The organism is Pseudonocardia ammonioxydans, from assembly GCF_900115005.1.
GTDB classification, from domain to species: domain Bacteria; phylum Actinomycetota; class Actinomycetes; order Mycobacteriales; family Pseudonocardiaceae; genus Pseudonocardia; species Pseudonocardia ammonioxydans.
Map to the genome: position 1 here is coordinate 361,694 of NZ_FOUY01000002.1, position 22,037 is coordinate 383,730.

The 22,037-nt window shown below is 74.4% G+C and carries 22 protein-coding genes; 14 read left to right on the forward strand and 8 right to left on the reverse strand.

The features are described from left to right. Nucleotides 1-7: 7 nt before the first annotated feature. On the reverse strand, nucleotides 8-1,348 hold the full coding sequence (locus BM093_RS04205; protein WP_218162655.1) for a DUF349 domain-containing protein: 1,341 nt from the start codon (nucleotides 1,346-1,348) through the stop codon (nucleotides 8-10). Between the two features lie 363 nt (nucleotides 1,349-1,711). Between BM093_RS04205 and BM093_RS04210 the strand changes: the two genes are divergently transcribed. The 5 genes from BM093_RS04210 (at nucleotide 1,712) to BM093_RS35745 (ending at nucleotide 7,110) form a co-directional block, all read left to right on the forward strand. Beyond that, complete coding sequence (locus BM093_RS04210) at nucleotides 1,712-2,413, forward strand: class III extradiol ring-cleavage dioxygenase family protein (protein ID WP_093337350.1); 702 nt, start codon at nucleotides 1,712-1,714, stop codon at nucleotides 2,411-2,413. Continuing rightward, complete coding sequence (gene miaA / locus BM093_RS04215; protein ID WP_093337562.1) at nucleotides 2,410-3,348, forward strand: tRNA (adenosine(37)-N6)-dimethylallyltransferase MiaA; 939 nt, start codon at nucleotides 2,410-2,412, stop codon at nucleotides 3,346-3,348. Before BM093_RS04210 ends, miaA begins: the two co-directional genes overlap by 4 nt. Continuing rightward, nucleotides 3,345-4,220 (forward strand): diaminopimelate epimerase, encoded by an 876-nt coding sequence (gene dapF, locus BM093_RS04220; RefSeq protein WP_093337354.1) that lies wholly within the window; start codon nucleotides 3,345-3,347, stop codon nucleotides 4,218-4,220. Before miaA ends, dapF begins: the two co-directional genes overlap by 4 nt. Nucleotides 4,221-4,318: 98 nt before the next feature. Next, a complete protein-coding gene (gene hflX, locus BM093_RS04225; RefSeq protein ID WP_093337356.1) occupies nucleotides 4,319-5,764 on the forward strand; it encodes a GTPase HflX in 1,446 nt (481 codons plus the stop codon). A gap of 305 nt (nucleotides 5,765-6,069) precedes the next feature. Next, nucleotides 6,070-7,110 (forward strand): hypothetical protein, encoded by a 1,041-nt coding sequence (locus BM093_RS35745; RefSeq protein ID WP_093337359.1) that lies wholly within the window; start codon nucleotides 6,070-6,072, stop codon nucleotides 7,108-7,110. 46 nt (nucleotides 7,111-7,156) lie between these two features. Here the strand turns inward: BM093_RS35745 and lexA are convergent, their stop codons facing one another. Further along, the gene (gene lexA, locus BM093_RS04235; RefSeq protein WP_093337362.1) at nucleotides 7,157-7,885 is read right to left on the reverse strand and encodes a transcriptional repressor LexA; all 729 of its coding nucleotides are present in this window, start codon (nucleotides 7,883-7,885) and stop codon (nucleotides 7,157-7,159) included. A 791-nt stretch (nucleotides 7,886-8,676) separates the two neighbouring features. On the opposite strand from lexA, the gene BM093_RS04240 reads away from it, so the two are divergent. The 5 genes from BM093_RS04240 (at nucleotide 8,677) to BM093_RS04260 (ending at nucleotide 14,313) form a co-directional block, all read left to right on the forward strand. Next, entirely contained in the window at nucleotides 8,677-9,006 is a 330-nt protein-coding gene (locus BM093_RS04240) for a hypothetical protein (RefSeq protein WP_143105250.1), read from the forward strand. Between the two features lie 403 nt (nucleotides 9,007-9,409). Continuing rightward, nucleotides 9,410-9,898: a transcriptional regulator NrdR gene (gene nrdR / locus BM093_RS04245; protein ID WP_093337368.1), complete on the forward strand. Its 489-nt coding sequence runs from the start codon at nucleotides 9,410-9,412 to the stop codon at nucleotides 9,896-9,898. Between the two features lie 166 nt (nucleotides 9,899-10,064). Beyond that, nucleotides 10,065-12,944 (forward strand): vitamin B12-dependent ribonucleotide reductase, encoded by a 2,880-nt coding sequence (locus BM093_RS04250; protein WP_093337371.1) that lies wholly within the window; start codon nucleotides 10,065-10,067, stop codon nucleotides 12,942-12,944. A gap of 192 nt (nucleotides 12,945-13,136) precedes the next feature. After that, complete coding sequence (locus BM093_RS04255; RefSeq protein WP_093337374.1) at nucleotides 13,137-13,781, forward strand: hypothetical protein; 645 nt, start codon at nucleotides 13,137-13,139, stop codon at nucleotides 13,779-13,781. A 58-nt stretch (nucleotides 13,782-13,839) separates the two neighbouring features. Then, complete coding sequence (locus tag BM093_RS04260; RefSeq protein ID WP_245773287.1) at nucleotides 13,840-14,313, forward strand: NUDIX hydrolase; 474 nt, start codon at nucleotides 13,840-13,842, stop codon at nucleotides 14,311-14,313. A 9-nt stretch (nucleotides 14,314-14,322) separates the two neighbouring features. Here BM093_RS04260 and BM093_RS04265 read toward each other — a convergent pair whose 3' ends face one another. Both BM093_RS04265 and BM093_RS04270 read right to left on the reverse strand, forming a co-directional pair. Continuing rightward, entirely contained in the window at nucleotides 14,323-14,553 is a 231-nt protein-coding gene (locus tag BM093_RS04265) for a hypothetical protein (protein ID WP_093337377.1), read from the reverse strand. Between the two features lie 95 nt (nucleotides 14,554-14,648). After that, entirely contained in the window at nucleotides 14,649-14,861 is a 213-nt protein-coding gene (locus BM093_RS04270) for a helix-turn-helix domain-containing protein (protein WP_093337380.1), read from the reverse strand. 299 nt (nucleotides 14,862-15,160) lie between these two features. Between BM093_RS04270 and BM093_RS04275 the strand changes: the two genes are divergently transcribed. The 4 genes from BM093_RS04275 to BM093_RS04290 all read left to right on the forward strand — a co-directional run bounded on the left by BM093_RS04275 (nucleotide 15,161) and on the right by BM093_RS04290 (nucleotide 18,244). Next, nucleotides 15,161-15,838 carry a transglutaminase-like domain-containing protein gene (locus BM093_RS04275; protein WP_093337567.1) on the forward strand — a complete coding sequence of 226 codons (678 nt, stop codon included), beginning with the start codon at nucleotides 15,161-15,163 and terminating at the stop codon, nucleotides 15,836-15,838. A gap of 21 nt (nucleotides 15,839-15,859) precedes the next feature. Continuing rightward, on the forward strand, nucleotides 15,860-16,933 hold the full coding sequence (locus BM093_RS04280; RefSeq protein ID WP_093337382.1) for an MBL fold metallo-hydrolase: 1,074 nt from the start codon (nucleotides 15,860-15,862) through the stop codon (nucleotides 16,931-16,933). A gap of 229 nt (nucleotides 16,934-17,162) precedes the next feature. Next, nucleotides 17,163-17,651, forward strand: a complete 489-nt coding sequence (locus BM093_RS04285) for a DUF3145 domain-containing protein (RefSeq protein ID WP_177238249.1) — start codon at nucleotides 17,163-17,165, stop codon at nucleotides 17,649-17,651. A gap of 65 nt (nucleotides 17,652-17,716) precedes the next feature. Beyond that, a complete protein-coding gene (locus BM093_RS04290; protein WP_093337387.1) occupies nucleotides 17,717-18,244 on the forward strand; it encodes a hypothetical protein in 528 nt (175 codons plus the stop codon). Between the two features lie 82 nt (nucleotides 18,245-18,326). Here the strand turns inward: BM093_RS04290 and BM093_RS04295 are convergent, their stop codons facing one another. The 4 genes from BM093_RS04295 to BM093_RS04310 form a co-directional block, all read right to left on the reverse strand. Further along, the gene (locus BM093_RS04295) at nucleotides 18,327-19,574 is read right to left on the reverse strand and encodes a beta-ketoacyl-[acyl-carrier-protein] synthase family protein (RefSeq protein WP_093337390.1); all 1,248 of its coding nucleotides are present in this window, start codon (nucleotides 19,572-19,574) and stop codon (nucleotides 18,327-18,329) included. A 124-nt stretch (nucleotides 19,575-19,698) separates the two neighbouring features. Continuing rightward, a complete protein-coding gene (locus BM093_RS04300; RefSeq protein ID WP_093337393.1) occupies nucleotides 19,699-19,941 on the reverse strand; it encodes an acyl carrier protein in 243 nt (80 codons plus the stop codon). 65 nt (nucleotides 19,942-20,006) lie between these two features. Next, on the reverse strand, nucleotides 20,007-20,987 hold the full coding sequence (locus BM093_RS04305) for a beta-ketoacyl-ACP synthase III (RefSeq protein ID WP_093337570.1): 981 nt from the start codon (nucleotides 20,985-20,987) through the stop codon (nucleotides 20,007-20,009). Nucleotides 20,988-20,992: 5 nt separating this feature from the next. After that, the gene (locus BM093_RS04310; protein ID WP_093337396.1) at nucleotides 20,993-21,916 is read right to left on the reverse strand and encodes an ACP S-malonyltransferase; all 924 of its coding nucleotides are present in this window, start codon (nucleotides 21,914-21,916) and stop codon (nucleotides 20,993-20,995) included. Nucleotides 21,917-22,037 lie beyond the last annotated feature (121 nt).

Here is a 22,037-nt window from a genome sequence, read left to right on the forward strand (position 1 = left end):
CGCCGGCTCACCGCTCGTTGACCGACTGCTCGGCGGCCTCCAGCCACTCGCGCCACTGCGTCGCCTGCGCCCGGGCCTGCTCGGCACGGCGGCGGTCCCCGGACGCCTCGGCCTTCTCGGCCTGCGTCTCGAACTGCTCGACGCGCGCCCGGAACTGTTCGACGCGGGCCTGGGCCTCCGGGTCGGTACGGCGCCACTGGGCGTCGGCTGCGTCGGCGACCTTCTCCTCGATCCCGCGCAGCCTGCCCTCGAGGGTCCGGATCTCGTCGCGCGGGACCTTGCCGATCTCCTCCCAGCGCTCCTGCACGTTCCGCAGGGCGGCGCGCGCGGTGTCCGGATCCGAGAGGTCGATCTTCTCGGCCTCGGCGAGCAGCTGCTTCTTGGCGTCGGCGTTCGCGGTGAACTCGGCGTCGCGGGCGGCGAAGTGCTCGTTGCGACGGGCGAAGAACCGGTCCTGGGCACCGCGGAACCGGGCCCACAGGGCGTCGTCGGCCTCGCGGTGGGCGCGCCCGGCGGCCTTCCACTCGGCCATCAGGTCCCGGTAGGCGGCCGCGGTCGACGACCACTCCTCGGAGCCGGCCAGCTCCTCGGCCTGCGCCGCCAGCTCCTCCTTGCGGCCCTTCGCCGCGACCCGCTGCCGGTCGAGGTCGGCGAAGTGCGAGCCGCGCCGCCGGTTGAACGCCTCGCGCGCCTTCGAGTAGCGCTTCCACAGCTGCTCGTCGGTCTTGCGGTCGACGCCCTTGATCGTGCGCCACTCGTCGAGGATCGCCTTGAACCGGTCCCCGGCCTGCTTCCACTGGGTGGAGTCCTCGGCCAGCTTCTCGGCCTCGACGGCGAGTGCCTCCTTGCGTGCGACGGCGTCGGTGCGGGCCCGGTCGCGCTCCTCGCGGGCCGCGGTGACGCCCTGCTCCGCGCGACCGACGAGCTCGTCGAGCCGGACGTGCAGGCCCGCGACGTCCCCCACGACGGCGGCCTCGTCGAGGCCGTCGCGCAGTGTCCGCAGCGCGGTCAGCGACGCCTTCGGGTCCCCGCCCCCGGCGATCCGGGCGGCGAGCACCTCGGTCTCGGTGACCAGCGCGTCGAAGCGCTTCGCGTAGTGCTCCAGCCCCTCGGCCGGCGGGCCGGCCTGGTACGAGCCGACGACCCGGTCGCCGTCCGGGGTGATCAGGTGGATGGTGCCGTCGCCGTCGGCGCGGCCCCAGCGGCCCGGGTCGGCCGATGCGGCCGGGACCGGGGACGGGTGCGCGGCGGGCGGGGCCGGTGCGGCGGCCGCCGGTGCCGGGCCGGGCCGGCCGGCGGGCGGACCGGGACGGGGCGCGGCCCCGGGAGGCGGCCCCGGCTTCGGGATCGAGGCGGGGGTCGGCGGGCCGGGGCGTGGCCCCGGGGTGGCGTTGGTCTCGGGCACCGGTGTGTCCTCCTCGTTCGGCCCGCCGGATCAGTGGCGGGCGCCCCGCCCGGACGTCCTGCGGGGCCGTGCGCGCGCCGAGCCTCCTCGCCGCGGCGAGGGGTCGGAGACGCGATTCAAGCAGGTGAACCGCCTCCGGGGAAACCTGCGGGTCCCGCGGGGGTGGCCGTACGGGCCGCGAGCGGCCGCCGGCGGGCGGCGAACGTGCCCGCGACCGGTCATTCCCCGCGCCGGCGCGGGGACGCCGGAGCCGCCCGACCGGATCGCCCGGGCAGCGTTCCGGGGCGCTGGCTACGCTCGGAGACCGTGCTCGCCGCGATCGCCGTCCTGCCCCATCCGCCGCTGCTGGTCCCCGAACTGAGCGGGGACGCAGCGATCGAGACCGAGACGCTGCGCGACGCCGTCCGGGACGCGGCGAAGGCGCTGGCCGCGGTGGCGCCCGTCTGGATCGCCGTCGGTGCGGACCCGGGTGGGCGGCGCACCGTCGCACCCGGGACCCGGGGCACCTTCACCGGGTACGGCCGCGACGTCCCGGTCGCGCTGCCCGGGCCGGGCTCCGCCGACGAGGGGCCGGAGCTGCCGTTGCCGCTGCTGGTCGCCGCGTGGGCCGCGGCGGGCACCGACGTGCGGTCGGTGCGGGGCGAGCTCGTCGCGCCGGACGCGTCGCCGGCCGACTGCCTGGCGCTCGGCCGGTCCCTGGCCCCCGAGGACGCCGGTCTGCTCGTGCTCGGTGACGGTGCCGCCATGCACACCGCGAAGGCCCCGGGCGGGTTCGACGAGCGGGCCGAGGGGTTCGACGCCGCCGTCGCCACCGCGCTGGACGTCCCCGACCCGGACGCCTTCGCCGGCCTCGCCCCGGACCTCGCGGCCGACCTGTGGGCCGCCGGACGCGCCCCGTGGCAGGTCATGGCCGGTGCCGCGGAGGGCCGCGGGTGGCGGGCCGCGCACCGGCACACCTCGATGCCCTACGGCGTCGCGTACCACGTGGCGCTGTGGGAACCGGCATGACGGCCGGGCCGGAACCGGGGCTGGTCGCCGTGGTCGGGCCGACCGCGACCGGCAAGTCCGACCTCGGGCTGGAGATCGCGCTCGCCCTCGGCGGCGAGGTGGTCAACGCCGACGCGATGCAGCTCTACCGGGGCCTCGACATCGGCACCGCGAAGCTGCCCGCCGACGAGCGGCGCGGCGTGCCGCACCACCTGCTCGACGTCCTCGGCGTGCGCGAGACCGCCTCCGTCGCCGCCTACCAGCGCGCCGCCCGCGCGGTGATCGAACGGCTGCGGGCCGCGGGCCGGACCCCGGTGCTGGTGGGCGGGTCCGGCCTGTACGTCCAGGCCGTGCTCGACGAGCTGGAGTTCCCCGGCACCGACCCCGCGCTGCGGGCCGAGCTGGAGGCCGAGCTGGAGGCGCTCGGGCCCGGCCCGCTGCACCGGCGGCTGGCCTCCGTCGACCCCGCGGCCGCCGCGGAGGTGCTCCCGTCGAACGGGCGGCGGATCGTGCGGGCGCTGGAGGTGATCGCGCTGACCGGGCGGCCGTTCCGGGCCACGCTGCCGACCACCGGCGAACCCCGCTACGACGCGGTCCTGCTCGGCGTCGACCGGGCCGTCGACGAGCTCGACGCCCGGGTCGCGGTCCGGGTCGACCGGATGCTCGAGGCTGGGCTGGTCGAGGAGACCCGGGCACTGCTGCCGCACGGGCTGGCCGAGGGCCGCACGGCGTCCCGGGCGCTGGGCTACCGGCAGGTGCTCGACGCCCTGACCGAGGACCCCGGCGCCCCCGACATCGACGCGATCCGGGACGGCACGGTCCGCGCGACCCGCAAGTTCGTGCGGCGCCAGCGGTCCTGGTTCCGCCGGGACAAGCGCATCCACTGGCTGGACGGGGCCGACCCGGACCTGGCCGGGACCGCACGGTCGGTGCTCGCTCGTACCCTGGTCGCATGAGCACCGGCGGCATCGAGTTCACCAAGGGTCACGGCACGCAGAACGACTTCGTCGTGCTGCCGGATCCCGATGCCGCGCTCCAGCTCACGCCGGAGCGGGTCGCCGCGCTGTGCGACCGCCACCGCGGCCTCGGGGCCGACGGTGTGCTCCGCGTCGTGCGCTGGGCGAAGCTGGCCGGGGACGAGTCGGTCCCGGAGCCCGTCGAGGGTGTCGAGTGGTTCATGGACTACCGCAACGCCGACGGCTCGGTGGCCGAGATGTGCGGCAACGGGGTGCGGGTGTTCGCCCGCTACCTGCACGACCGCGGCTGGGCCCCGGGAGGCGGTGCGATCGGCACCCGGGCCGGGGTGCGCACGGCGACGATCTCCGGGGACACCGTGTCCGTCGACATGGGCCCGGTGGCGATCGGCGCCGCGTCCGTCGCGACCAGCGGTGACGCCCGGTTCGACGGGGTGGCGCTCGACGTCGGCAACCCGCACCTGGCCTGCGTGATCGCCGCCGACCCGGATGCGCTGGACCTGACCCGGGCGCCGTCGTACGACCGGCGGGTGTTCCCGCACGGGGTGAACGTCGAGTTCGTGACCCCGCTGCAGGGGCCCGCCGACGGGGGCACGGTGCGGATGCGCGTGCACGAACGCGGGGTGGGGGAGACCCGGGCCTGCGGGACCGGGACGGTCGCCGCCGTCGTCGCGGCGTTGCGCTCGGCCGGGCACGACGCGGGCGACGTGCACGTCGCCACCCCGGGCGGGCGGCTGCGGGTGACCGTCGAAGCGGGGGACGGCGGCTCCACCGGCCCCACGGTGCTGCATGGCCCCGCCGTCCTCCTGGCCACCGGGGAGCTGGATCGGGCCTGGTGGGAGGCACCGGCCTGACGCCGGGCACACCGCAGGGCCGCCGGTCGGCGCGGCCGGGTGGAGCCGGGGAAACGAACCGGACAACGGACCCGGAACGTGGGACACTCGGTGACGAGATGACTGAAGCCCGCATGCCGTCCACCGGCGAACTCGAACTCGAGGAGCGTTCCTCGCTCCGCCGCGTCCGCGGCCTGTCCACCGAGCTCACCGACGTCACCGAGGTCGAGTACCGGCGCCTGCAACTGGAGCGCGTGGTGCTGGTCGGGGTCTGGACCGAGGGCTCGGCGGAGCAGGCCGAGGCCTCGCTCGCCGAGCTGGCCCGCCTCGCCGAGACCGCCGGCTCGGAGGTGCTCGACGGGCTGGTGCAGCGCCGCTCGACGCCGGACCCGGCGACGTTCATCGGCTCCGGCAAGGTCGACGAGCTGGGGCTCGCGGTGCGCACCTCCGAGGCCGACACCGTGATCTGCGACGGCGAGCTCTCGCCCGGTCAGCTCCGCCAGCTGGAGGAGCGGCTCAAGGTCAAGGTGATCGACCGGACCGCGTTGATCCTCGACATCTTCGCCCAGCACGCCCGCTCCCGGGACGGCAAGGCCCAGGTCGAGCTGGCCCAGCTGTCGTACCTGCTGCCGCGGCTGCGCGGTTGGGGTGAGGCGCTCTCCCGGCAGGTCGGCGGCCGGGCCGCGGGCGGTGTCGGGATCGGTGGCCGTGGCCCCGGTGAGACGAAGATCGAGCTGGACCGCCGCCGGATCCGGGCGCGCATGTCGAAGCTGCGCCGCGAGATCGGCGCGATGCGTCAGGTCCGCGAGACCCAGCGCGGCAGCCGCACGCGCAACGAGATCCCGTCGGTGGCGATCGTCGGCTACACCAACGCCGGCAAGTCCAGCCTGCTCAACCAGCTGACCGACGCCGGGGTGCTGGTCGAGGACGCGCTGTTCGCGACGCTGGACCCCACCACCCGCCGCGCCGAGACGGCGGACGGCCGTGCCTACACCCTCACCGACACCGTCGGGTTCGTGCGGCACCTGCCGCACCAGCTGGTCGAGGCGTTCCGGTCGACGCTCGAGGAGGCCGCGCGGGCCGACCTGCTCGTGCACGTGGTCGACGGGGCCGACCCGCTGCCCGACGACCAGATCGCCGCCGTCCGCCAGGTCCTGGTCGAGATCGGTGAGGAGCAGGGCGGCACCATGCCGCCGGAACTCCTCGTGATCAACAAGACCGACGCGGCCGGCGACCTCGCACTGGCCCGGCTGCGGCACGCCCAGCCCGACGCGGTGTTCGTGTCGGCGCACAACGGCGCCGGCATCGCGAAGCTGCGGGAGCGGATCGCCGAGCGGCTGCCGCGACCGGAGTACGACGTCGACCTGCTGCTGCCCTACACCGAGGGCGCGCTCGTGGCGCGGCTGCACGACGAGGGCGAGATCCTCGCGGAGGAGCACACCGGCGACGGCACCCGCATCCGGGCCCGGGTCGGGCCCGAGCTCGGCACCGCGGTGCTGCCGTACGCGGTCGGCGGGAGCGCGGTGGAGTCCACCGACCTCCCCGCGACGGTGGTCGGGCGCTGACCCGGGGGCACCGGCCCACGCCCGGCCCGCTCCCTGCGGCCGCCTCCACCGGTTCCGCGGAACGCGTCGCGAACGGCCCGGCCGGGCGAGCGAGATCCGCCGGGGCCGCTGCGGCGCTCGCCTCGGCGACCCTGCTGCGGTCCACCGCAGCCGTTGGTGTGACCGTGGCCGTTGGTATGGCGGTAGCCGTTGGTGTGGCTGGGGCCGTGCCGCCGGCCGGATCGGGGAGCGTGGTGGCGCCGAGCGCGGCACACGCCGTCGTACCGCCGGCCGGGCCGAGCGTTCCCGCCCGGCCGGACGGGCCCGTGACCTCGGACGATCGGCCCGGGCCGTCCGTCGGCCCGCCGGTCCCGGCCTGCACCGTGGACGACCCGTGGGTGGCCGAGATATCGGGTCTGGTCGCCGAGGGGCCCCGCGGAGCCCCGCCCGAGCGCTATCACGCCGTCGTCGACGGCGGCGGTACCGCGCAGCTGTTCACCCTGGACCCGGCGACCTGTGCGGTCACCGCCGTGCGCGACACCGCCGTCCCGGTCACCGATGTCGAGGACCTGGGCGCGACACCCGACGGCACGGTGTGGCTGGCCGACACCGGTGACAACGGGGCCCGCCGCGCTGCGGTGCGGCTGGTCGTGCTGCCGTTCGCGGGCCCGCCGCGGGTGCACGACCTGGTCTACCGGGACGGTCCGCGGGATGCGGAGGCGGTGCTCGTCGCCGACGACGGTGTCCCACTGATCGTCGAGAAGGACACCGGTGCCGCCGGTGTCTACCGGCCGTCCCGCGCGCTCGACGACACCGGGGGCGCCGCAGCCACCGGACCGGTACCGCTGGACCGGGTCGCGGACGTGGTGCTGCCGTACTCGGCGACCACGGGCGGTCCCCTCGGTGCGACCGGCTCGCGGACGGTCACCGGGGCTGCGGTCGGCCCACCCGGAGCCGACGGCGGCCGCGCCGCCGCGTTGCGGACCTACACTGACGCCTGGATCTTCCCGCTGCGTGATCCCGCGGCGCCGGTCACCGCGGACGCGCTGGTGGCGGCGTTGCGGGAGGCCCCGCTGCCGGTGCCGCTGCCGGACGAGGCGCAGGGGGAGGCGGTGGCGCTGGACGGCCGCGGGACGCTGCACTCCGCGTCGGAGGCCCGCGGCCTCTCCCCGGCCGGGATCCGTACGGTCCCCGGTGCGCTGCCCGCGGCGACCGCGGCCGCGGCACCGGTCGTCGAGCAGCCCGCGGAGGTGCCCGCGACACCGACGTTCCCGCCGTGGCTGCCCGCCGTCGCCGGAGCCGGCGGGCTCGGCCTGCTGCTGCTCGCCGGGGTCGGCGCGATGATCCTGCACGGGCGGCGCCGCTGACCGCCCGGTGTCCGGGGCGAGGCCGCGGGTGCTCCGCGGGCCGCGCTCAGAGTCGCCGCAGCACCGCCACGACCCGCCCCAGGATCGACGCGTCGTCCCCCGGGATCGGCTCGTAGGCGTCGTTCGCCGGCATCAGCCAGATGTGTCCGTCCTTGCGGCGGAACGTCTTCACCGTGGCCTCGCCGTCGATCATCGCCGCGACGACCTCGCCCTGCTCGGCCACCGGCTGCTGCCGGACGACCACCCAGTCCCCGTCGGTGATCGCGGCGTTGATCATCGAGTCGCCCTTGACGTTCAGCAGGAACAACGTGCCCTCGCCGACGATCTCCCGGGGGAGCGGGAACACGTCCTGCACGGCCTGCTCGGCGAGGATCGGCCCGCCCGCGGCGATGTCGCCGATCAGCGGGACGAAGGCCGGCGACGGCGTCTCCGACGGGGCCGCGGCCTCCGCCTCCCCGCCGTCACCGCTGATCTGTTCCGGGCTGCGCACGTCCACCGCGCGGGTGCGGTTCGGGTCCCGGCGCAGGAACCCCTTGCGTTCCAGGGTCCGCAGCTGGTGGTGGACCGACGACGTGGAGGTCAGCCCCACCGCGTCGCCGATCTCGCGCACGCTCGGCGGGTAGCCGTAGCGGTCCACCCAGTCGCGGATGACCGTCAGGACCTTCCGCTGCCGTGGGGTCAGACCGCGCGTGTCGGACCGGGGTTCGGGGAACTCCCGGACCTTCGCGGAGCCGCGCCCGGTGGGCGCCCCGCCTCCGGACTCGTCCGCTGCCATCGCATTCGCCTCCTCGAGGATGTACCGGCACCCACAGTAGCCACATTCCGGCCGTACGCCAAACATGCGTTCGAAGTTCGTGCCGGGCGTGTCGTGGATTCCGCCGGGCCCGTGGTGGTACAACATCGCACGGGCGTTCGATCGAACATCGATTCGACCCCGGGTCGCGGTGGCGCCGGTGCACGTGCCGGCCGGCCGACGCGGGCCGGGCCGGGTGTCGGCGCCGGGCGGGACCGACCCGCCGCGGGCGCCGACCACCGTCCGGACCTGCGACGACGCGGATCCTGTCGGTGCCCGGTGCTAGACAGCTCGTACGCCCGTTCGAGCGGCCTCGGGGAAGGGCCGGTCGGGGCGAGCAGGACGTGCGGCCGGGTGTGGCCGGGCGTCGACGGCGACGGCCCGCCACGCGGCGGTGCGGTCCTGGAGGAGCAGGAGGAGCCATGCGAGAGCTCGACGTGCGAGAGGTGGCGCAGGGGCCGGGAACCGGCCGGGAGCGCCGCGGTCCCCGGCGATCGGCCGGTGCCGTGCGGTGTGGCGGGGCGCGTTCTGGCGGGGCGCGCTCTGCCGGGGCGCGCTCTGCCGGGGCGCGCTCTGCCGGGGTGACCCGGGCCGACGTGGGCGGGGCGGGCGCGAGGCGTGCCGGTGCGGGTCCGGTCCCGGTGGCCGGTGCGGCACCGCGTTCGATCGGGTTCCCGGTCAGGCGCTCGATCGGGTCCCTGGCCGGGCAGGCCTGCCCGGCCGGGGCGGCACCGTTCCCTGCGGCACTGCTTCCTGCAGCACCGTTCCCTGCGGTGCGGCCCGTCGTGGTGCGGGCCGTCCCGGCGGTCGGTGGCGCCCGGCGCGCTGCGGGGCGTCCCGGCTCCACCGGGCCGGCGATCGTGCCGCCGCGCACGGTCCGCCCGGCGACCCGGCGCTGCGTGGCCCCCGCGCGTCGCCGGAGCCCGCGGCTGCGGGTGCGCTCGGCCGGCGAGCGGTTCCTGATCGGGGTGGCCACGGTCGCCTGCGCCGCCACCGCGGTGGTGGTCCTCGGGCTGCTGGGCGACGCGGCCGCGGGATGGAACTCCGGCCCGGTGGAGCCGGTCGGCACGGGAGCCGTCGTGTCCGGGACGGCGGGCCGCTGATCCCCTCGGGCTCCCTGGTGTCGCCGGTCCCGGCGGCCCGCGCGGGGCGGCGTGTCATCCGGCCTGCGTGGGGCGGCGTGCCATCCGGCGCGCCGGTGCGGCGTGTCGCGGACCCGGGAGGCCGTCCGGCGCGGCCGTGCCGCGGCGACGGGCGGTCACCGCGCGGCCGTCGCACAGCCTGATCAGCGGCGATGCGCCCGGACGTGCCGACGCGGGTCGGGGTGTCCCCGACAGCCGGTGTGCGAGGCTGCTTCCCGATCGGGCGAAGCTCGGCGCCACGCCGGACCCGGGATGGCCAACCCCTAGATGTTGGGGTTACATTGATGTCGTTCTCCCACAGGTTGGGGGATCCGAGTATCATGGGCGAGTGCCCGGTACGCCACGGGAGAAGGGTGGGTCCGCCATGCGCTGCCCGTTCTGTCGGCACCCGGACTCGCGGGTGATCGACTCCCGGACCGCCGACGACGGGACCTGTACCCGCCGTCGCCGGTCCTGCACCTCGTGTGGCCGGCGCTTCACCACGGTCGAGGAGACCGTGCTCGCCGTGGTCAAGCGCAGCGGGGTGAGCGAGCCCTTCAGCCGGCTGAAGGTGGTCGGCGGGGTTCGGCGGGCGTGCCAGGGCCGGCCGGTCGACGAGGACGACCTGCAGCAGCTCGCCCATCGGGTCGAGGAGGCGGTGCGTGCCCGCGGGGCGGCCGAGATCCCCAGCCACGAGGTGGGGCTGGCGATCCTCGGACCGTTGCGCGATCTCGACGAGGTCGCGTACCTGCGGTTCGCGAGCGTCTACCGATCCTTCTCCTCCATCGAGGACTTCGAGAAGGAGATCGCCGACCTGCGTTCGGCGGCTGCCGGGGAAGCAGCCGACGACGAGGCCGGCAACCGGGACGGTTGAGCGGGCTCCCGGCCGGGAGCGGTGTGGTGGCTGCAGGGGGCGCACACCGGGGCCGGGGCCGCGCGGCAGGACCGGAGTGAGACGGGGCGGTGGCCAGCACCGTCCCGCGCCGCCCGCGTACCCCAGCGCGCGGGCGGACAGGACACGTCGGATGCGGAGGCAGTGGATGACCGAGACCGTCGGGGGCCCGACGACAGGTGCCGGGAACGACACGGGCGGCACCGGGGAGGCGCCGGCGAAGGCCGCGCGCGGTCGCGGGAAGGCGGGCGCCAAGCGGCGCGGCCTGACCGTGCAGCGCGTCTTCACCACCGAGGGCGTTCACCCGTTCGACCAGGTCGACTGGGAGCGCCGGGACGTCGTCATGACGAACTGGCGTGACGGGACGGTCAACTTCGAGCAGCGCGGCGTGGAGTTCCCGTCGTTCTGGTCGGTGAACGCCACCAACATCGTCACCAGCAAGTACTTCCGGGGCGCGGTCGGCAGCGACGCCCGCGAGTCCAGCCTCAAGCAGCTCATCGAGCGGGTGGTCGGGGCCTACCGCCGGGCCGGTGTCGAGCACGGCTACTTCGCGTCCGACGCCGACGCCGAGATCTTCGACCACGAGCTGACCTGGATGCTGCTGCACCAGGTGTTCAGCTTCAACTCGCCGGTCTGGTTCAACGTCGGCACGCCGTCGCCGCAGCAGGTCAGCGCCTGCTTCATCCTCTCGGTCGACGACACCATGGAGTCGATCCTGAACTGGTACCGGGAGGAGGGGCTGATCTTCAAGGGCGGCTCCGGTGCCGGCCTGAACCTCTCCCGGATCCGCTCGTCGCGCGAGCTGCTGTCCTCCGGTGGCACGGCCTCCGGCCCGGTCTCGTTCATGCGCGGCGCCGACGCCTCGGCGGGCACCATCAAGTCCGGTGGCGCCACCCGCCGCGCGGCGAAGATGGTCGTCCTCGACGTCGACCACCCCGACATCGAGGAGTTCGTCGAGACCAAGGCCCAGGAGGAGGCCAAGATCCGCGTCCTGCGCGACGCCGGTTTCGACATGGACCTGGGCGGCTCCGACATCGCCTCGGTGCAGTACCAGAACGCGAACAACTCGGTCCGGGTGTCCGACGAGTTCATGCGCGCCGTCGAGGAGGGCACCGAGTTCGGCCTGCGCTCCCGCACGACCGGCGAGGTCATCGACTCGATCGACGCGGGCAAGCTCTTCCACGGCATCGCCGAGGCGGCGTGGAACTGCGCCGACCCCGGCGTCCAGTACGACAGCACGATCAACGACTGGCACACCTGCCCGGAGTCGGGCCGGATCACCGCGTCGAACCCGTGCTCGGAGTACATGCACCTGGACAACTCCAGCTGCAACCTGGCGTCGCTGAACCTGCTGAAGTTCCTCGACGCCGACGACCGGTTCGACGCCGACACGTTCGCCCGGGCCGTCGAGCTGATCATCACCGCGATGGACATCTCGATCTGCTTCGCGGACTTCCCGACCGACCCGATCGCCGAGACCACCCGCACGTTCCGCCAGCTCGGGATCGGGTACGCCAACCTGGGCGCGCTGCTCATGGCGACCGGGCACGCCTACGACTCCGAGGGCGGCCGTGCGCTCGCCGGTGCCATCACCTCGCTGATGACCGGTGCCGCGTACAAGCGCTCCGCCGAGCTCGCCGGGACCGTCGGCCCGTACGAGGGGTACGCCCGCAACGCCGAGGCCCACCAGCGGGTCATCCGCAAGCACGCCGCGGCGAACGACCAGATCCGCAGCTTCCCGGCCAGCGCGCCGGTGCAGACGCTGGCCACCCAGGTCTGGCAGCAGTGCCAGGAGATCGGCGCGGCCAACGGGTGGCGCAACGCCCAGGCGTCGGTGCTGGCCCCGACCGGCACGATCGGCCTGATGATGGACTGCGACACGACCGGCATCGAGCCGGACCTGGCGCTGGTCAAGTTCAAGAAGCTGGTCGGCGGCGGCTCCATGCAGATCGTCAACCAGTCGGTGCGCCGCGCCCTGGACAACCTCGGCTACCAGGCCGAGCAGGCCGAGGCGATCGTCGAGTACGTGGCCGAGCACGGTCACGTCGTCGACGCACCGGGCATGAAGCCCGAGCACTACGAGGTCTTCGACTGCGCCATGGGTGAGCGGTCCATCGCGCCGATGGGCCACGTCCGGATGATGGCGGCCGCGCAGCCGTTCCTGTCCGGTGCCATCTCCAAGACGGTGAACATGCCCGAGCGGGCCACCGTGGAGGACGTCGAGCGGATCTACCTCGAGGGCTGGCGGCTCGGGCTCAAGGCGCTGGCGATCTACCGCGACAACTGCAAGGTCGGCCAGCCGCTGTCGGCCGGCAAGGGCGGTTCCGGGGACGCGAAGCCGGAACCGGAGGTCGTCGTCGAGCAGCGGCCGATCCGCAAGCGGCTGCCGAAGAAGCGCCCGAGCGAGACCGTGTCGTTCACCGTCGGCGGGGCCGACGGCTACCTCACCGCGGGCAGCTACCCCGACGACGGGCTCGGCGAGATCTTCGTCAAGCTGGGCAAGCAGGGCTCGACCCTGGCCGGCGTGATGGACGCGTTCTCGATGTCGATCTCGGTCGGGCTGCAGTACGGGATCCCGCTCGAGTTCTACGTCTCGAAGTTCTCCAACCTGCGCTTCGAGCCGGCCGGCATGACCGACGACCCGGACGTCCGGATCGCCACGTCGGTGCTGGACTACCTGTTCCGCCGGCTCGCGCTGGACCACCTGCCCTATGAGAAGCGCGCCCAGCTGGGCATCTTCTCCGCGGACGAGCGGGCCGCCCAGGTCGAGAACGACTACGGGTCGGGCAGCGAGAACCTGGACATGGACGAGTTCCGGTCCTCGCTCCCGGCGGGCGACGGGACGAAGCAGGAGGCACCGGCCGAGACGCCGGCACCGGCCGAGGCCCACAGCTCCACCGAGCTGCTGGAGCTGCGGCTGGGCAAGGCGGCCGACGCCCCGCTGTGCATGACCTGCGGGACGAAGATGCGACCGGCCGGGTCGTGCTACCTCTGCGAGGGGTGCGGCTCCACCAGCGGCTGCAGCTGAGCGGGCCGCACAGCACCATCCGTGGGGCGGCGCCGGTTCCGGCGCCGCCCCACGGCGTTGCCCGGGCCACCCGGAACGCGGGCCGGTGCCCGGTCGCGGCCCCCGGACTCGATCACCGGTGGGGGCGCGGTGCACGTCGTCCGCACACCGGGTTGCACGGCCGCCGGTGAGTGCGGGTGGAGGGGAGACACCGTGGAGGACCGCACCGGCGAGGTGGCGCGGCGGCTGGCCACCGATCCGCGGGTGGTCGCGGTCCTGGTCGGCGCTCCGTGGCACCCGGCCGCCGGCGGGCCCGAGCCGGACGCGGACCCGGCGGAGGAGCGCGGCGCCCGCGGGCAGGTGTACGTCGGCGTCCCGTCCCCGGCCGAGCTGCGCGCCCTGGACCTCCCGGTGGACGGGCTGCGGCACTTCGGGCTGACCCCCGCCGAACTGCGGGCCGGCGGCTGGACCGACGCCGACCTGCGCTCGGCCGGGCTGACCCCGCCCGGGGCCGCCCCGGACCCCGTCGAGTGGTTCGTGGCCGGCGAGCCGGCGCAGCTGATGCTCGGGCTCGCCCCGCACGGTCCCCCGCTGCTGGCCCGTCCCGAGCCCCGGTGGGACGGCCACCGGCCCGTCCTCGACCCGGCCGACACTGCCGAGGTGCCCGGACTCCTCGCCTGCACCGACCCGGAGAGCGAGCAGGGCCTGCAGGTCACGGCCGTCCGGGACGGGTTGCTCCGCCGGGCCCGTCGCCGCCTGGTGCACTGCGCCCTCTGCCACGTGCTCGTGCACCGCGCCGACACGACCCACGGCGCCTGCCACGGCTGCGCCGGGCGCTGGCTCGGCATCGTCCACTGAGGGCAGCACCACGTTCCGGAACCGGCCACGGGGACCGTGCGGGCACGGTTAGGGTCGGATGGTGACCGATCGCTACCGGGTGGTGCCCGCCTCCTACGTCCTGCTGCTGCGCGGCGAGGCCGACCGGACCGAGGTGCTGCTGCAGCTACGGGCGAACACCGGGTTCATGGACGGGTACTGGGCCGCCGCCGCGGCCGGGCACGTCGAGGCGGGGGAGGACGCGCTCGCCGCGGCCGTCCGGGAGGCGCACGAGGAACTCGGCGTCACCATCGACCCGGCCGACCTCGCCCCGCTCACCGCGGTGCACCGGACGCGGAGCACCGGCGAGCCGATCGACGAGCGCGTCGACTTCTTCTTCACCTGCCGGCGCTGGTCGGGCGAACCACACGAGGCCGAATCGGGGAAGACGGCGGGCCTCGGGTGGTTCCCCCTGGCGGTGCTGCCGGAGCCGACCGTCCCGCACGAACGGGCGGTGCTGGACGCGCTCCGTACCGGCGGGCCCGCGGCGATCACCAGCCACGGGTTCCGCTGACACCGGGCGCTATCCCGGCTCGACCAGCTGCAGTTCGATCGTCACCTCGGGGGTCTCGGTGTCGTCGGGGTCCTCCGCCCAGTGCAGGACCCAGCCGACCTCGTAGTCGTCGCGGGGCATGCCCGGTGGTGCGAAGTTGACCCAGTCGCCGGCGCGGGGCACCACCCGGAACCAGCGGACGTGGTCCGGCCGTTGCCCGATCCGTACCCGGACGGGGACGCCGTGTCGTGGCGAGCTCACGGGCGACGATGCTGCCCGACGATGATCGGGTTCCGCCACCGTCGTGCAGCCGTCGCCCGTGCCGTGCCCGGCGGCGACGGGCCGGTGTGCGCCCCTCAGCCCCCCGTGTAGCGGGCCGACTCGATCAACGCCTCCACCGACTCCGGCGGAACCCGGAACGAACGGCCGAAACGCACCGCCGGGAGCTCGCCGGAGTGCACGAGGCGATAGACCGTCATCCGTGACACCCGCATCCGCTCGGCCACCTCGGCCACGGTGAGGAACGGCGCCTCCTGCCCGGCCCGTTGCTCCGGGATACCTGCCCCCATGCGTGCGCCCCTCCTCGTGCCGCCCCGCCGTGGCGGAACGACCTCGCGATCACCGAACGCAGGGACGGTAGCGCGGATCCGGCCACCCTCCCGGGGCGAACGTGTCCCTCCCTCGGGTGGACTCACTCTCGACCCTCGACGCACGGTGACCTGTCGAGCACGCATGGTGAGAATCTGGCACCCGCGTAGGGTCGCGGACGTGGCGGGCGCGCTCCGTCGAGGAGACCTCGGGCAGGTGTCCGGCAGGCCTCGTGCAGGCCTCACCGAGGCGTCGTACAGCAGTGCGGAAGGGGACGGCGATGTCGCGACCGGCGGAGCAGGACGGGCCCACGGGTGAGGACCTCGAGCCGGGGTGGTTCACCGATGCGGACGCGCCGGCCGTCCGGGCCTTCGCCGACCGCGTGACGGCGGGCCGCACCGGGCCACGGGAGCAGGCGAGCGCCCTGTTCGACGCCGTCCGCGACGAGATCTGGTACGACCCGTTCTGCGTCGTGACCGACCCGCACGCCTACCGTGCTAGCCGGGTCGCCGAGCTCTCCGGCAACTGGTGCGTGCCCAAGGCGGTGCTGCTCACCGCCGCGGCCCGCGCGCTCGGGATCCCGGCCCGGCTCGGGTTCGCCGACGTCCGCAACCATCTCAACACCGCGCGGCTGCGGGAGCGGATGGGCGGGGTGGACCTGTTCGTCTGGCACGGGTACACCGCGTTGTGGCTCGACGGCCGCTGGCGGAAGGCCACACCGGCGTTCAACGCGGAGCTCTGCGCCCGATTCGGTGTCGCTCCCATCACGTTCGACGGCGGCGACGACGCGCTGATGCACGAGTACGACGGCGCCGGTGCCCGCTACATGTCCTACGAGAACGACCGCGGCACCTTCCACGACCTGCCGTTCGACGACATGCTCGCGACCTTCCGCGAGCACTACGGCGAGGCGATGTTCGACACCGCGACGACCGGCCGGGACGCGTTCACTCGTTAGCACTGCACTAGGATCCGCGGGGTGATCGCCCCGACCGTGACCGAGGACGACCCGGACGGCGACTGGACCGCCTCGGGCGTGTTCCGCTGTGCCCCCGGCGTCTACCGCATCCCGCTGCCCCTGCCGCAGGACGGGCTGCGCGCCGTGAACGTCTACGCCCTGGAGGACGCCGGCGGCTGGACCCTGATCGACTCCGGCTGGGCGATCGACGAGGCCCGCGACCTGCTGGAGAAGGCGCTCGCCGCGCTCGGCTCCGGGTTCGGTGACGTCCGCCGGTTCCTGATCACCCACGCGCACCGCGACCACTACACGCTGGCGTCGATCCTGCGCCGCGAGTACGGCACCCGCGTCCTGCTCGGTGCGGGGGAGCGCCCGAACCTGGAGTTCATCGCCTCCCCGGACCGGCCGGAGTACGAGCCCGAGCGCACCCGGCTGCTGCGCTGCGGCGCGGCGGAGCTGGTCGCCGAGATCGGGCGCAGCGGCCCCTGGCCGCGGCCGAACGAGGAGGAGTGGGAGGCGCCCGACGAGTGGCTCGCCGACCGCGCCGCGATCACGGTCGGGGACCAGGCCGCGACGCGCACGCTGACCGCCGTCGAGACGCCCGGCCACACCCGCGGTCACCTCGTGTTCAACGACGACGCGCACGGCCTGCTCTTCGCCGGCGACCACGTCCTGCCGCGGATCACGCCGTCGATCGGGCTGCAGCCCACCACGGTCGCCAGCCCGCTCGGCCAGTTCCTCGACTCGCTGCGGCTGGTCCGTGCCCTGCCCGACGCCGCACTGCTGCCCGCCCACGGCCCGATCGGCGGCCGGGTGCACGCGCGGGCCGACGAGCTGCTGGCCCACCACGACGTCCGGCTCGCCCAGTGCCGGGACGCGGTCGCCGCCGGGAACCCCTCCGCCCAGGAGGTGGCGCGGGTGCTGCGCTGGACCCGCCGGGAGCATCGCTTCGACGACATGGACATGTTCAACCGGATGCTCGCCGTCCTCGAGACGGGTGCGCACCTGGACGTCCTCGCCGACCGCGGCGACCTCACACGCACCGAGCGGACCGACCCGGAGACGGGCGCGGCGGTCGCCACCTACACCGCCTGACCCCGCGCGCCGGGTCGCGACACGCCGGTCGCGAGTCACCCGGTGGTCGTGTCGGGGTGGCCGCCCGCGCCCCGATACGGCAGAGTGGCGTCACCCGTTCCCCACAGATCACGGAGGTCACCCGACACCCACGCGCAGCACATCCGTCACGCGAGTCTCCACGCATCACCGCTGACGTACCGAGGACGTAGGGGAAGACGATCCTCGTCGACGACAGCGGAGGTTGGCAGTGAGCACACGCGGAGTGGTGTTCGTCCACTCGTCGCCGACTGCGGTCTGTCCGCACGTCGAGTGGGCGATTTCCGGCGTCCTCGGTACGCGGGTCTCTCTCGAGTGGTCCGCGCAGCCGGTGGCGTCCGGGCAGATGCGGGCCGAGTGCTCGTGGAGCGGGCCGGCCGGCAGCGCCGGTGCCCTCGCGGGGGCGTTGCGTGCCTGGTCCATGCTGCGGTTCGAGGTGACCGAGGAACCCAGCCCCGGGGTGGACGGCGAGCGGTTCATGCACGTCCCCGGGCTCGGCATGTGGCACGGGCGCACCAGCGCCAACGGCGACGTCGTGCTGCCCGAGGACCAGCTGCGTGCGGTCATGGCCGAGAGCGGCGGCAGCCTGACCCGGCGGCTGGACCAGCTGCTCGGCACGGCGTGGGACGACGAGCTGGAGTCGTTCCGTTTCGCCGGTGACGGTGCCGTGGTCACGCTGCTCACCCACCGGGTCGGTTAGTCCACTCCCGACCCCGGCACACTGGGGGCCGTGTACGGGGGGCATCGGTGAGTGGGAGGGCCGCGGTGACCGCGGCCGCGATGGCGGTGGCACTGGTCGCGGTCGGGGGGATCGCGTGGACGGCGTCGGGAACGGCGACCGACGGGGTCGCGCCGGGCGCGGCGGCGCCGTCGGTGCCGCGCAACGGTGCCGGCGACGGCGTCGTGACGATCAGCTCCGGCGCCGCACGACATCCGGCGGCGCAGCTGGTGCTCGAACAGATCCAGCTCTACTTCAACGCGGTGAACAGCCGCGACCACGGGACCTGGACGCGGGTGGTCAGTGCGGAACGGGCCGAGGCGCAGCCGCGCGAGGAGTGGCTGGAGGGCGTCGGTACCACCACCGACGGCACGATCCGGATCGACCGGATCGACCCCGCACCCGGAGGCGGTGTCCTGGCGCTGGTGCGCTTCGTCAGCGTCCAGAACCCGGAGGACGGACCGCCGGGGCTGCAGGTCGGCCGGATCTGCTGGCAGGGGAGCTATCAGATGGCCGGGTCGCCGCCCCGGATCGTGGTGGGCGACGCGGACAGCATCCTCGGCGCCCCCTGCTAGCAGGAGAGCCCTGATGCGCCGACGGCGGCCCGGATGCCCGGGCCGCCGTCGGTGTCAGCTGGAGCAGTAGTCGCTGCCGCTGTCAGGGTTTGGTGAACAGCAGCGAGGCGTTGTGCCCGCCGAAGCCGAACGAGTTGTTCAGCGCCGCATCCACCGTGGTCTTCCGCGGCTCACCGGCGACCACGTCGAGCTCGACCTTGGGGTCCTTGTCGACGAGGTTGAGCGTGGCCGGGATGACGTCGTCGCGCACCGACAGCAGCGAGATGATGCCCTCGACCGCACCGGCCCCGCCGACCAGGTGCCCGAGCGCCGACTTCGGGGCGGTCAGCACCGGGTGATCACCCAGGGCCTTGCGCACCGCGACCGACTCGCCGACGTCGCCGACCACCGTGGAGGTGGCGTGGCAGTTGACGTGGGTGACGTCGGACGGCTGCAGACCGGCGTTCTCGACGGCCTTGCGCATGGCGCGGACCTGGCCCTCACCCTCCGGGTCGGGACCGGTGATGTGGAAGGCGTCGGAGGTGAGCCCGACCCCGGCGAGGCGGCCGTGGACCGTCGCGCCGCGGGCCTTCGCGAACTCCTCCCGCTCGAGCACCAGCACCCCGGCACCCTCGCCGAGCACGAACCCGTCCCGACCGGTGTCGAACGGCCGGGAGGCACGCTCCGGGTCGTCGTTGCGGCTGGACAGGGTCCGGGCCTGGACGAAACCGGCCACGGTGATCGGCACGATGCAGGACTCGGCGCCACCGGCGAGCACCACGTCGACCTCGCCGTCACGCAGCAGCTTGCAGGCCCACGCCAGCGCCTCGGCGCCGGTGGCACACGCCGAGGCCGGGGAGTGCACCCCGCCCTTGGCCTTGTACTCCAGGCTGACCATGGCGGCCGGCCCGTTGGGCATCAGCATCGGGACGGTGAGCGGGGAGACCTTGCGCAGGCCGTGCTCCTCCAGCAGGTCGTCCTGCGCGAGCAGCGTCGGCGCACCGCCGATGCCGGCACCCAGGACGACGGCCAGCCGCTCGGCCTCGACCGCCGCACCGTCCTCACCCGGGATCGCGCCCAGGCCGGAGTGTTCCCAGGCCTCCTTGGCGGCGACCATGGCGACCTGCTCGCAGCGGTCCATCCGGCGGGCCTGCACCCGCGGCAGCACCTCGGTGGGGTTCACCGCGAGCTGCGCGGAGATGTGCACGGGCAGGTCGAACTTCTCGGTCCACTCCGCCTGCGTGGTGCCCACGCCGGACTTCCCGGCGAGCAGCGCCTCCCAGGTGGAGGCGGCGTCCCCGCCGAGCGGGGTGGTGGCCCCGAAACCGGTGACGACCACTCCGTCGGTCATGACGTCTCCTTCTCCCCGGCGGCACGCGGATGGGCGGGCCCGACAGTATCGATGCGCGCTCCGCGAGCTCCGCGCTGCCTGTCGATCCGCGCTCCGCGAACTCCGCGCTGCCCGCCGGTACGGATCACTGGTGCTTGGCGATGAAGTCGACGGCGTCGCCGACGGTCTTCAGCTCGGCCAGCTGGTCGTCCGGGATCTTCGCGCCGAACTTGTCCTCGGCCTGCACGGCGATCTCCACCATGGACAGCGAGTCGATGTCCAGGTCGTCCACGAAGGACTTCTCCCGGGTCACCTCGGCGGTGTCGATGCCGGCGACCTCCTCGACGATCTCGGCCAGCCCGGACAGGATCTCAGCGTTGTCAGCCACGGTCGGTGTCTCCTTGCGAGGTGAGTTCGGAAAGGGTGTGGTGCCAGGACGTCGTCGACCCTGCGTCACGGGCAGACGACGACCTGTCCGGCGTAGGACAGTCCCGCGCCGAAGCCTACGAGCAGCAACACGTCGCCGGACCGTACCCGGCCGGCGGCGCGCATGTGGTCCAGCGCCATCGGGATGGACGCGGACGAGGTGTTGCCGGAGTGCACGATGTCGTCGGCGACGACCATGTCCTCCCGCGCGCCCTTCTGGCGCAGCTTCTTGGCGATCGCCTCGACGATGCGCAGGTTGGCCTGGTGCGGGATCAGCACGTCGACGTCGGCCGGGGTCAGCCCGGCGCGTTCGACGGCGTCGAGGGCGACCGGGGCGACCGCGGTGGTCGCCCAGCGGAACACCGCCTGGCCCTCCTGGTGCAGCTTGTTGGTCGTGTCGCCGAGGATGCGGATGGCGTCGGCACGGTCGCCGGCGCTGCCCCACGCGACCGGGCCGACTCCGACCTCGTCGCCGGTCGCCGCCGGTCCGACGACGGCGGCGCCTGCCGCGTCGGCGAAGATGATGCAGGTCGAGCGGTCGTCCCAGTCGATCCAGTCGGAGAGCTTCTCCGCGCCGATGACGAGCACGTGCCGTGCCGTCCCGGCCCGGACCATGTCCGCGGCGACACCGAGGCCGTAGCAGAAGCCCGCGCACGCGGCGTTGACGTCGAAGGCCGCCACGCCCGCGGCGCCGACACCGGTGGCGACCTGGGCGGCCGCGTTCGGGATCGGGTTGGGCATCGTGCAGGTGGCGACGACGACGGCGTCCAGCTCGGCCGGGTCGAACGCGGCGTCCTTGAGCGCCGCCTTCCCCGCCTCGACCGCGAGGTCGGGCAGCGAGGTCTCGGCGTCGGCGATCCGGCGCTCGGCGATGCCGACCCGCGATCGGATCCACGCGTCGTCGGTCTCGACCCGCTTCTCGAGGTCGGCGTTGGTGACGACGTGGTCGGGCTGGATGCTGCCGATGCCCAGGATGCGGGCCCCGGCGGTCGTGTCGGGCAGGCGCATGCGGGTCACCTCCCGTGTTCGCTGACGATCTCGACGGCGGCGTCGAGCTGGTCGGGGGTCTTGACCGCGAGGGTCGGGGTGCCCTTCAGGGCGCGCTTGACCAGGCCGGTGAGCGTGGCGCCCGGGGGGAGCTCCAGCGAGGCCGCGGCACCGCGCGCCCCGAGGGTCTCCATGCAGGAATCCCAGCGCACCGGGCGGGTCACCTGGGCGACCAGGCGGCGCAGCGCGTCCGCGCCGGAGGTGACGACCTCGCCGTCGGCGTTGGAGAGCAGGGTCAGCCCGGGATCGGCGACCTCGACCGACGCGGCGTGGGTCTCCAGGGCGGCGCGGGCCGGTTCCATGTGCGCGGTGTGGAACGCCCCGGCGACCGGGAGCTCCTTGACCCGGGCCTTCTCGGGCGGCGTGGCGACCAGCTCGGTGATCGCCTCCTGGGCGCCGGCGGCGACGATCTGCCCGGCGCCGTTGCGGTTGGCCGGGTCGAGGCCGAGCTCGGCCAGCCGGGCCAGCACGGTCTCTTCGTCCCCGCCGAGCACGGCGGCCATCGAGGTCGGGGCGGCGGCGCAGGCGGCGGCCATCTCCCGGCCGCGCACGCCGGCCAGGGCCACGGCGGCGTCGTCGGTCAGGACGCCGGCGATCGCGCAGGCGGTGATCTCCCCGATCGAGTGCCCGGCGACGATCGTGTCCGCTCCCAGCTCCGCCTTGTCGCGCAGCCGGCGCGCGGCGAGCAGTCCGAGCGTGACGATCAGCGGCTGGGTGACGGCGGTGTCGGTGATCTCCTCGGCGTCCGCGGTGGTGCCCAGCCGGACCAGGTCCAGCCCGACGGCCTCGGACCAGCCGGTGACGGCCTTCTCGGCGGCCGGATCCTCCAGCCACGGAGCGAGCATGCCGGGGGTCTGGGCCCCCTGGCCGGGAGCGAGCAGGGCGATCACCGGGACATCACACACCTCACGGGGTCGACGACGGGATATCGGTTACGACGAACTTCGGCCCACCGTAGTTGGAGGATTCCTCCAACGGAGCAGTGTGACCGAGCCCTCGTTACCGGCCCGT